At 54.0% G+C, this 907-nt stretch carries 1 protein-coding gene; it reads right to left on the reverse strand.

Going from position 1 to position 907, the window contains the following annotated elements:
- The coding region (locus tag IEV39_RS18350) for an Ig-like domain-containing protein (RefSeq protein ID WP_188382623.1) at positions 1-907 on the reverse strand (907 nt) is incomplete at both ends.

Raw genomic sequence — 907 nt, forward strand, 5'->3', positions numbered from 1 at the left:
TGTACCTGGTACAGACGGGTTACCTGCAGGGTCGGTGGCAATTGCAGTGATGGTATCACCATCCACCAGACCGCCTGGGTTCGGTACAGTCCATTCGCCTGTTACCGGATCAGTCACTACATCAACGGTGCTGCCATCCGGGAAGGTCACAGTCACGGTTGAACCTGGTTCTGCTGTACCAGTGATTGGATCGGTACCATTGACCGGATCAATCTCTGGGGCATTCGGTGCAGTCACGTCAACAGTGAAGCTTTGGGTATCAGTGATTGTGCTGCTGTTGCCTGCTGCATCGGTGAAGGTCGCTGTGGCATCGATGGTCTTGTCGCCATCGGCCAACAGGTCACTACCTGCCACATCTGCGGTCCAGTTACCAGTCGCTGCATCTACGGTTGCAGTGTAAGTCACACCATTGATAAGCAGTGTCACCACTGTGGTGGCTGCATCTGCAGGGATACCGGTCAAGGTACCTGTCACTGTTACGGTGCCAGTAGATTCTGCTGCGTTAATAACGTTGTCTGCTGTCACTGGCGCAACAGTCAGTGTGCTACCCGTCGTATCTGGTGCAGTGGTATCCACAACATAGCTGTGGTCTGCACTGACCGGACCTGTACCTGTTACATCAACAGTCACTTCAATGGTGCTGTCTGCATCTGCAGTCAACTCGCTACCTGGAACGGTCACGCTCCATGTACCATCCGCCTGTACCGTGGTGTTGTAATTGTTGCCGTTGACCACAACTGTCACTGCATCACCTGCAGTGAAGTCGCCTACAACCGAACCACTGACCGTTTGGTCCACACCCGCTTCTGCTGCGTTAACGGTGTTATCGCCTGCAATCGGGTTGATCACCACCACTGGTGTGGTGATATCCACGGTGTAGCTGGCATCTGCTGTCACAGTACCAGTG

The sequence above is a fragment of the Acinetobacter courvalinii genome (genome assembly GCF_014635545.1).
GTDB lineage: Bacteria > Pseudomonadota > Gammaproteobacteria > Pseudomonadales > Moraxellaceae > Acinetobacter > Acinetobacter courvalinii.